The organism is Candidatus Cloacimonadota bacterium (assembly GCA_019429305.1).
GTDB lineage: Bacteria > Cloacimonadota > Cloacimonadia > Cloacimonadales > JAJBBL01 > JAHYIR01.
In genome coordinates, this window is the sequence record JAHYIR010000040.1 from 1 (window position 1) to 10,256 (window position 10,256).

The 10,256-nt window shown below is 38.4% G+C and carries 11 protein-coding genes; 8 read left to right on the forward strand and 3 right to left on the reverse strand.

What is annotated here, in order from left to right:
• The 4 genes from K0B81_09325 to pstB form a co-directional block, all read left to right on the forward strand.
• The coding region (locus tag K0B81_09325) for a substrate-binding domain-containing protein (protein MBW6516792.1) at positions 1–499 on the forward strand (499 nt) is incomplete at its 5' end.
• 117 nt (positions 500–616) lie between these two features.
• A complete protein-coding gene (gene pstC, locus K0B81_09330) occupies positions 617–1,600 on the forward strand; it encodes a phosphate ABC transporter permease subunit PstC (protein ID MBW6516793.1) in 984 nt (327 codons plus the stop codon).
• A complete protein-coding gene (gene pstA, locus K0B81_09335; GenBank protein MBW6516794.1) occupies positions 1,597–2,457 on the forward strand; it encodes a phosphate ABC transporter permease PstA in 861 nt (286 codons plus the stop codon). The genes pstC and pstA overlap by 4 nt, the downstream gene beginning before the upstream one ends.
• 54 nt (positions 2,458–2,511) lie before the next feature.
• Complete coding sequence (pstB, locus tag K0B81_09340; GenBank protein MBW6516795.1) at positions 2,512–3,363, forward strand: phosphate ABC transporter ATP-binding protein PstB; 852 nt, start codon at positions 2,512–2,514, stop codon at positions 3,361–3,363.
• A 55-nt stretch (positions 3,364–3,418) separates the two neighbouring features.
• On the opposite strand, the gene K0B81_09345 is transcribed toward pstB, so the two are convergent.
• The gene (locus K0B81_09345; protein ID MBW6516796.1) at positions 3,419–3,940 is read right to left on the reverse strand and encodes a sigma-70 family RNA polymerase sigma factor; all 522 of its coding nucleotides are present in this window, start codon (positions 3,938–3,940) and stop codon (positions 3,419–3,421) included.
• Between the two features lie 197 nt (positions 3,941–4,137).
• On the opposite strand from K0B81_09345, the gene K0B81_09350 reads away from it, so the two are divergent.
• On the forward strand, positions 4,138–4,959 hold the full coding sequence (locus tag K0B81_09350; GenBank protein MBW6516797.1) for a T9SS type A sorting domain-containing protein: 822 nt from the start codon (positions 4,138–4,140) through the stop codon (positions 4,957–4,959).
• 10 nt (positions 4,960–4,969) lie between these two features.
• Here K0B81_09350 and K0B81_09355 read toward each other — a convergent pair whose 3' ends face one another.
• Positions 4,970–5,515, reverse strand: a complete 546-nt coding sequence (locus K0B81_09355; protein MBW6516798.1) for a hypothetical protein — start codon at positions 5,513–5,515, stop codon at positions 4,970–4,972.
• Positions 5,516–5,530: 15 nt separating this feature from the next.
• Positions 5,531–6,286 (reverse strand): hypothetical protein, encoded by a 756-nt coding sequence (locus K0B81_09360; GenBank protein ID MBW6516799.1) that lies wholly within the window; start codon positions 6,284–6,286, stop codon positions 5,531–5,533.
• Positions 6,287–6,737: 451 nt separating this feature from the next.
• Here K0B81_09360 and K0B81_09365 point away from each other — a divergent pair, with 451 nt between their 5' ends.
• From K0B81_09365 to K0B81_09375, 3 genes are all read left to right on the forward strand, one after another.
• Positions 6,738–8,009: a M48 family metallopeptidase gene (locus tag K0B81_09365; protein MBW6516800.1), complete on the forward strand. Its 1,272-nt coding sequence runs from the start codon at positions 6,738–6,740 to the stop codon at positions 8,007–8,009.
• 44 nt (positions 8,010–8,053) lie between these two features.
• Complete coding sequence (locus tag K0B81_09370) at positions 8,054–9,748, forward strand: hypothetical protein (GenBank protein MBW6516801.1); 1,695 nt, start codon at positions 8,054–8,056, stop codon at positions 9,746–9,748.
• Between the two features lie 175 nt (positions 9,749–9,923).
• A partial coding sequence (locus tag K0B81_09375) for a hypothetical protein (protein ID MBW6516802.1) occupies positions 9,924–10,256 on the forward strand: 333 nt, incomplete at its 3' end.

A 10,256-nucleotide genomic window follows, 5' to 3' on the forward strand; every position in this document is an offset into this window, starting at 1 on the left:
TAACTGGCCTACTGGTATTGGTGCTAACGGTAACGAAGGTGTTGCCGGCGTGGTTGTTAATACTCCAGGTGCTATAGGATATAACAGTTTTGCTTATGCTCTATTGAACAACATGAGTTATGGTTATCTCAAGAATAGCTCAGGTAATGTGATTACCCCTTCATTCACAGCTACCAGTGCAGCTGCTAATATTCAACTGCCCGACGATACCAGAATCTTATTTACCGATACTCCTGCTTCCGATGGTTATCCGGCAGCCGGTTTTGCCTGGATGCTCTGTTATGAGAATATGGAGAAAAACAGAGCGATCAGCACCAAACAAGAAGCAGAAGAACTGATTAGATTTATTATCTGGGCGATTACAGACGGTCAGAAACTTTCCGAGCAACTCGGTTATGCTCAACTACCATCTGCTGCTGTAGAAAAGAATAAGGCAATGATTCGTCAGATGAAATGGAATGGTGAAGTCATTGGACAGAAGATACTCGATAATAAATAGAAATATTTTTTCATAAGGTATATCTCTAATAAATTAGGATACCGGCTTTCTGGTATGGAGAGTCGGTATTCTATCATATCAAATCAGAGGAGGAGAATAGTGCCGCAAGCGGATACTATGGATGATTCAACATCACAGATATTAAAACAACCAAGACCTCTCATATATAGATGGCTTGGAGACCGGATTTTTTCATTATCCATCTTCACGCTGGGTATTACAGTGATACTATGTACTGCTATCATGGCATTAGTACTATATGGAGATGGTGCTTCATCTATCAAGGAATTCGGTTTCTTTGGTTTTCTGACCGGAAAGGTTTGGGACCCTGCCATTAAAATGCAGTTTGGCGCTTATCCTTTTATTTTGGGTACTCTCATCACCAGTATTCTATCTCTGGCAATCTCTTTTATACCTGCTTTAGCTGTTGCGGTTTTTACTGCCGAATACTCTCCGGCTTGGCTGTCTCATATTATTGACAATCTAGTCAATTTGATCGCTGCAGTCCCATCAGTGATCATTGGTCTGTGGGGAATCTTTGTTTTTGCCCCGTTTATGAGAGATACTTTTTACATGAATATTTATCTCTGGTCTTTGGATCATTTTCCTGCCTTGCTCCCCTTCTTAGGTAATCCCATAGGTTATGGTATGGCAACTGCCATTTTGATACTGGCTTTGATGATCATTCCCTATACGACGGCTCTGGCTGTGGATGCCTTTAAAAAAGTGCCCAAAGATCAAAGAGAAGCAGCTTATGCTCTGGGAGCGACAAAATGGGAAGTAATCAGGATGGCGGTAATACCTTACGCTCGGGGAGGAATCTTAGCCGGTGTTATGCTTTCTTTTGGTAGAGCAATCGGTGAAACGATGGCTGTAGCCATGTTGATAGGTAATAAAAATACTTTGCCTTTTACTATTATGGGTCCTGCTTCAACGATGCCTTCTGTCATTGTTAATGAGTTCCGGGAAGCTGTGGAAAACCTTCATCTTTCCAGTCTTATTGCTGTTGGTTTTTATCTTTTTATTGTCTCTCTGATTGTTAATTTGATAGCAGCTTACATACAGAGAAGATTTTCTCTTACAGGGGCTCGAACCGTATGAAAACTTTAAAGCAGAGATACTTTTTTCAGAATCTGATGAAGACTTTTCTGATCATCAACACAATTGCTGTTTTAATACCCCTGATCATAATCATTGTTTACGTTGTTGTTCAAGGAATCGGTGCAATAAACATCGACTTCTTTACTCAGGAGTTGGGGTCACCATCCAGAGCTATGACCGGTAGATCATCAGGTTTAGTCCATACCATAATTGGCACCTTTGTGGTAGATTTTCTTGCACTTCTTATAGCTGTACCTTTCGGACTGGGAGCAGGGATTATGCTTTCGGAGTATCCCGATCATAAACTAAATCCGCTTATGAGGGTAATGAATGATACCCTTAACGGCATGCCCGCTGTTTTAAAAGGTCTTCTTGCTTGGGCACTTGTCGTTAAACCGATGGGAAGTTTTTCGGGATTATCTGGTGGAGTTGCTTTAGCTTTTGTTATGCTACCGATTATCGCCAGGTCAACTGAAAGTGCTCTTATGAACATCCCTTGGTCAATTAGAGAAGCCGGTTTAGCGGTTGGTTTACCACGCTGGAGAGTAGTTTTGTCTGTGGTTATTCCGGCATCAAAAACAGGATTGGTCACCGGTTTGCTAATAGCTTTTGCCAGAGCTGCGGGTGAAGCTGCACCATTATTATTCACCTCTTTTGGTAACAATTACATGTCAGCAACCTTGAAGGGCTGGATCTTCGGTCCTGTCGATACCCTTCCCCAAAGGTTATACAGTCTTGCTATCAGCCCCTATCCACAATGGCATAAATTAGGATGGGCTGCCGGCATATTACTCCTTTTCTTTGTTGTTATGTCTTTCGTCATTGCCAGAATTGCTGTACGAGAGAAAAAATACTAAATTCGGAATCTTAATGACTTACTATAGTTTGCTATTATCGGAGGTTTGCTTAGCATGGTTGACAACATAAACCAAGAATCAACTTTAAACAGTTTTGAGAACAAGTCTTCTAAAATTCTGTACCCTAAGTCTCAAGAAGATCTCAGTACAAATTTAAGATTGGAAGCAAGAAAATTATCTGTTATCTACGGTACTAATTATGGTATCAAGGATATTGATCTTCCAATCTATGATAAAAAGGTTACTGCACTTATAGGACCTTCCGGTTGTGGTAAAACAACGTTCTTGCGTTCTCTGAATAGAATGCACGATCTGACCAGAAATACTTATGTTAAGGGGAGTGTTTTACTTAATGGAGAGGATATCTATGCCCCTAAAGTTGATCCGGTAATTATTAGAAGGAAACTGGGTATGGTTTTTCAAAAGCCGACCCCGTTCCCCACAATGTCAATATATGATAACGTTATTGCCGGTTTAAAATTAGTTGGGATCAAAAAGAGATCTCTTCTCGATGAAGTTGTGGAGAAATCTCTCCGTCAGGCGGCGTTATGGGAAGAGGTTAAAGACCGACTCAAAGCACCCGGTGGTAGTCTCTCTGGTGGTCAACAACAAAGATTATCTATAGCCAGAGCTCTTGCAGTTGAACCGGATGTTTTGTTAATGGATGAGCCGACAAGTTCCCTTGATCCTCAATCCACCACAAGAATAGAAGAATTGATCGAGTATTTAAAACAACAGGTTACCATTGTTATCGTAACTCATAATATGCAACAAGCAGCCCGAGTCTCGGATTTCACAGCGTTCTTCTATCTGGGAATTCTTATCGAACATAACACAACTTCCAAAATTTTTACAGTGCCTGAAAATAAGCAAACTGAGGATTACTTAACCGGAAAATTTGGTTGATAAAAATAGTATATCAAAAAGATTTTTATCTCGTAATTTTATGAATACCGCTTTTTTAACTTCTTTCTGCTTCTTTTTTTAGATATAGTTTCATCCGGCGTAAAGCTTTCTGCTTCAATTGTCTTATTCGTTCACGGCTTAGATTCATTATTTTAGCTATCTCAGAGAGTGTTTGTTTCTCAGTAAAATGCAGATTCAGAAACTTTTTCTCCTCTTCAGGAAAATCATGTGGAATATCAAGTTTATTAACTTCAAGTTCTGTTTCTTCTATCTTGACTTCAGTTTCCTTTTCTTGCTCTTCATTTAAAATAGAATCATCATAAGCTATCGCATCCATAGATTCTTTTCGCTCTCGATTCAAAGCATCTATTATTCTCTTCTTAACCCAAAATGCTGCATAAGTAGTGAAGGAAGCCCCTTTCCCTCCATCAAACCGTTCTTTGGCTTCCATTAAGCCGATCATCCCCTCCTGCATAAGATCTTCCATTGGATAGCTATAAGAACGATAACGCGAAACTATCGAGCGGACTAAACCGACGTATTCTTCAATAACTATGGAATTTTTATCTATCTTCATACTATAAATATAATTCTCATATTAAAAGTTCAGTCAAGAAATTGTAAAATCTTTGTTAATTTCTTGAGACGATTATTAGTATTACCTTCAAGCTAATGACACTTCAGCATTAGCTATCTTGGACAGTTAAATTGTCTTGTTCTCATTAAATAAGTGATTATCTTTTCTGTATAAAGGTTTTATTTTAGGAGGTTATAATGAACAACAAATTCTTATATTTAATACTCATGTTAGCAATGTCAATCTCATTACTGTCGGCTCAATCAGATTGGCAAACAGTCAATGCTGCCGGTGTTACTTTTGAGTATAGAGTAACTCCAGACAGATTGAATCTGGAAGGGATCTTGATCGGTCAAACAACGGGATGGGTATCTGTTGGTTTTAACCCCACTTTTATGATGAGAGATGCCAATATCATCATCGGCTATGTTACATCTAATGAGACGATGATTCGAGATGACTGGGGTACCGGCAACACTTCTCATGTTTCAGATCAGAGTCTTGGTGGCACTGATGATGTAACCCTAATTGCCGGTTTGGAAGAGGATGGTTTCACAACACTCCATTTCACAATCCCGCTCGATTCCGGTGATCAATATGACCAGCCGTTGTCAATCGGACAAACATACCCGATAATTTTAGCACGGGGAGCCAATGGAGCCAACAATTTTACAAGTGTTCATATTGCTGCCGGATATGCTGAAATTACTTTGCTTGATCCTGTCTCTGTGGACGATCAATCCATTATTATAAAACCAACAGATAGGATACTTTCGATCTACCCCAACCCCTTCCAAGATCACACAAACATTAGGTTCCGGCTAACAGAAAGTTCTGAGGTTGAGATAAGCTTTTACAATCTGCGTGGTCAATTGATAAACAGAAGGGTTATGGTTCAATCTAGTGGAGAACACGAATTGATCTGGCAACCGGATAATTTACCGGACGGTACTTACTTCATAACTTTTAAGACAAAGAACAGTATGCAAAGTCAACGCATAACCATCATGAAACGTTAGAAGGTTAAGTTTATCGGATAGTAATAATTGCCTGTCCCAGCCCTGTATGATACGAATCAAAATCGTTGTCATTCCCTCTGGCAAAAATAACGGGATAACTCGATCCAGGGACCAGTACTCTATCATAAGGATCTCCCGAATCCAAGGGTATACGAAAATGGAATGTGGTTCTTCCACCTTGTTCAGATGCGGCTATTAGAGTTACGTCATTGGTTCCGCCCAACAAAGTGTCGGCTTCATGTGATACTTCACCGGTTCCAAAATCGTCACGAATAAAACCTATTCCCTCTTCAACGTATCCGATAATGATATTGGCATCTTTCATCCGGTTTGTTGGATTGAAACCAACAGAAATCCAACCGGTTGAATTAGCTGAAAAGATGCATTCCAAATTCTGAGTATCATCCACTTTGTAACGGAGAACAAAGCTGCCGCTCTGAGCGAGATAAAATCCCTCATCGTCGGGAGGATCATCACTAGCGATGAACCTCTCATCCCTGATCGTATTACAACATAAAATCAGAAGAGCTATCATGATAATAAAAAGACACTTCATATTAACCTCCGTTTGTTAAAACCTGCGTTGAATATTGAATCCAAAATATAGGTCCGATCCATTATTGCTGCCTAAAGACTGAGTTGCTGGATGAATCTGAGTCCCGTTTCCTAAGCTGAATAAAAAGTGGTGTCCCCAAGTATCATACTTAAACCCCAAGCTATATGTATCATATTTTCCGATGTACCTATCTAAGCTTGCCGAAGCAGAATTTCGATCCCAAACAGGATAATACTCTCCTATCATACTTAGGTTTCGGAAATACTTCACATGCAAGGCATATCCATTTATAAAACGTTCGTAATAACCATCATAACCTATATTGGTGCTGATTACCACCCACTCCTCATAAATCTTGCTCTGGATCGAAATTAAGTAAAGAAAATTCTTCCGTCTCTCTTCGATAACTAATTGCTCGAAAGTTATATAAGACGTGTCCATTTGCAGAAGCAATGGTAATTCTGCCAAAGAGGGCTGCCAAGATGCTCCCAACTCCAACCGTTTTCCACTTCTCGTATAACTCCCCTTCAATTCCAATTGATGACCAAAATTACGACGGAAAGCCAAGCCAACGTTGGCTCCGACGTTCATCCCAAAAAATGTATCCCATACATCTTCATCCACAGCACCATAAAAACGGTGAATAATGCTGATCTCCATTTCCCCTTTTGTTAAAACACTCGGGGTAAACAAAGAAAAAGAACTATCCTGATAAGAAAAGAGTTGGAGACTGAAAGATAGCATTAAAATTATAATCATGACCTTTGACATCGTTTCTCTCCCTGACCATAATGTTTGTTTATGCATTCAATTCTTAATGCATCTTCATCACATAATTGTCAAGAGCAAATCAACTATTAGTAAATAGTTAGCTTTTTTCAATTATTTGTTAGTAATTGGATAAACAACTTTCTGCTTCTATCCTTACTTTAAGACTACTATATCTTAATTCTATCCTTAGGGTGCCTACGAGTCGGCTATAGCCGACTCGTGTACTCCTCATAGATATAACTTAACTACATAGTTTTTATAAACTTCTTTGAAACTATTTATCATTACATCATGTTTTTTCTTCATTTTTGGCAGAATTCATTCACTGTAGGGGCAATTCATGAATTACCCTTTTATAAACAAAAATTGGTCGAGCACTTTCTATTTAGCAGCAAAAAAGCGATTGACAATTTTAATATCAGTTTATAATGAAAGTTAATAGGAGGTATTTATGACATTTGCCAAGAAGACAGCGAAGATGATGAAGAAGAAGCAGATCAATTATGAGGCGTTACGTTTTGATGGTGAACTGGAGATGCAAAAAATCTTGGAAGATGACTATGCTTTGAGTAATTATTATGATATCTTCGATAAAGAGGATGAAGTCATTGAAGCCACCAACACAATGCTTTCTAATACAGTGAAATTGAATAATCTTATGGCTCCGCGACTTTATTCGATCTGTGAAGAGATCACCAAGTATTTGGAGTATGATGAAGAGATCAGTTTCTATCTTGCCTCTTCACCGGAAGTAAATGCCTTCTCGCTCAACGGTTTTGGTTTTGAACCTCACATTATCTGTCTGACTTCTTCTTTAGTAAATATGGCAAATGATGATGAATTGCATTTCGTTATTGGGCATGAGATCGGACATCTGATCTATGAACATAGTAAACTCGATGTAGTACGTCGCATCCTTTCTAATAGAGAAGAAAGTGATATTTCCAATTCTCTATCTTATAATCTTGCCCGTTGGCAAAAATATGCCGAGATTAGTTCCGACAGGATCGGATTCTTAGTTTGTCCTGACCCTAAGATCATCGGTAAGCTCTTTTTTAAATTTGCTTCCGGTCTCACTGAAGATGCCTTGAATTTTGATATAAATGCCTATCTCAAGCAGTTAGATAAAGTAAAAGAACTGGCAGTAGGAGATTTCTTTGCCACTCATCCCAACAACATGGTCAGGATAAAGAGTTTGATCTTATTTAGCAAATCAGAATTCTTAACAGGGAAAATAGGTAAAAGAGAACCTATTAGTCGCAAAAGACTTGATGAAATGGTGATGGAAAATCTTGATATCTTAGAATTACATCCCCGAAAAGAGGTCGATAAGAAGATTTTAGAATTTTTTGCTAATGCAGGAGTGTATGTTACATTAACATCGGAAGGTATTCCCGATAGTAAGCTATATATCTTGAATGAGATGTTGGGTGCCTATACAAGTCAACCGGAAAAGTATCTGGAGTTCAAGTCATTTGATGCTTTGAAGAATAAGGTTTATAAAATATGCAAATATTTTGCTGAACGACATGATACCTATAAATATGATCTATTAGAAAAACTCATTTACCTTATTATATCCGACGGGAGGATGGAGACAGATGAAAAGACATTGATCTATGAGATCGGTAAGAAAATGCGAATTTCTGAGTATGAGATCACTCAAACAATACGGAGAATGAGTGAAACTTATCTGATGCCGCAAAAGAGATTAGTGCCTTAAATTAGATTATCCAGTGTTTTTATAGATCCCTTTAAAGGAGTAATATGAAAACGATTTTTTTCTTTATATTTCTTATATTTTTAATTTGTTCAGTTTATGCAACGGATAGTGAGTATATTGTTATCCGGCTAAACAACCCCACTCCGGAACTCATTAGTTACATCATTGAAAATGATTATGAAATCGTCTCCGGACAAGAAATGATCTATATAGACATCCTGATCGATGATCACCTATTAGGAGAGTTTATTGAATTAGGTTGGGAACCGGAGATCCTCTTCACCGAAAGCGAGATGCGCCGGAATCTTGTACTCAGAACACGTGAATTAGCAGGTTATCGTAGTTATACGGATGTTCTTGACGAACTTACAGATATAGCTTCCGACTATCCAAACATAGCATCGTTATATTCATTAGGCATCAGCAGAGGAAGGGAGTATTATTTAGCCGGAAATAATAATTATGCAGCTTACAATCATCTGATCTGGGGCTTAAAAGTAACACTCGACCCATCAGTTGAAGCTGATAAGCCGGCAGTTTATTATAATGGCGCTCATCATGCCCGGGAACCAATTAGCGTTGAGGTGGTAATGCATATTCTCTGGCATATAATCGATAATTACGGTACTGATCCGGAAATAACTTTCTTGGTAGATAATACAGAGATCTGGTTCATACCAATGCTTAATCCTGATGGACATAAACTTGTTTTTGATGAGATAAATACCAATTGGCGAAAGAATATCAGAGATAATTATAATACAGGGACTATTAGTACAGGTGACGGAGTAGATCTCAACCGTAATTATGCCCATGAATGGCAATTGAATGCACAACCAACAGCCAGTAACTATGGTGGGCCCTACCCATCTTCAGAACCGGAAACAACTGCCTTGAAAAACCTCTGGCAAGAGAGACAATTTGTTGCTGGTATTTCTTATCACAGTTCTGGACAACTAGTGCTTTTCCCACCCGGATATACTTCCGGTCTAATCTCCCCTGATGTTCAAGCCCAATATGCTTTGGCTCTGGAAATGGCACAATCGATTCCAACAGTTAGTGGAACAGGAACATATATCGCACAGCATAGTTGGCAATTGTATCCTGCAACCGGTACCTGTGAAGATGATTCCTATTGTGCTCATGGGATCTTTGCTCACACACTGGAGTTGGCTACATTATTTATCCCACCTGTAGATCAAATTGATCAGATATGTGAAAATAATCTGGAAGCAGCATTAATTCTTCTTAGAAGAGGACATTATTCTACACTGACAGGAATATTAACCGATGCTCAGACACAAGAACCTATAGTGGCAGAGATATTTATTGATGGTATTGATAACACCGGTGTTTATCGTGCTCCATATACGAGCAGCGAAGAATACGGAAGATATTTCAGATTGCTATTACCCGGTGAATATACCGTACAGTTCTCTGCTCCAGGATATATTACATCAACGCCAATATATTTCAGCATCAATAGCACTACACAGACTATTCTCGATTATCAACTTATCCCTGATATCAGACCGGAGATTACATCTATTACTGTTTCGGAGGGCATTGTTACTCTACAATGGAATGAAATTGAACTGGCTAACGGTTATATTATTTACTCAGCTTTAACGCCTGATACTGAAGATTGGGATTATGTAGATTTTACGACGGAGACTGAATGGAGTGGCTACATAGCAAATGACAGTATTCGATTTTTCAGAATAACAGCCGTATATTAACTTATGAAATAGATTTTTTCATTGTCAAAAGCTGTCTTTAAAATTACTCTGTTTTTATATAAAAATGAATCGAGATATTATTTTCTTAAGAAACATCCTGAAATGATGATTTATGAAGGAATCAAGTGAGATATAATGTAAAGAATAGATAGGAGAGGAGAAGATGAGATTTGTAATGATATTTTTGATTTTGTTAGTTGAATTTACTCTAATTTATGCAGATATTTTAGTAAATAGCGAAAGAATGGTGATTCGGTTCTTAGAACCGCATCCACAAATGGTTCACAGTTTATTAGAAGAGAATTATGATATAGCTTCATATCGACCTGGTGAGTATCTTGATTTGGTAGTTAGTGGAGACCAGTTACAATATTTTCAGAGCTTGGGGTATGAACCAATCATAACTCAGACTGAAGATCGTCTGAAGAATAATCTCCAATTGCGAGATACCCGTATTGACGGTTACCGAACTTATAATGATGTACTGGATGAGATCCAAACTCTTGCT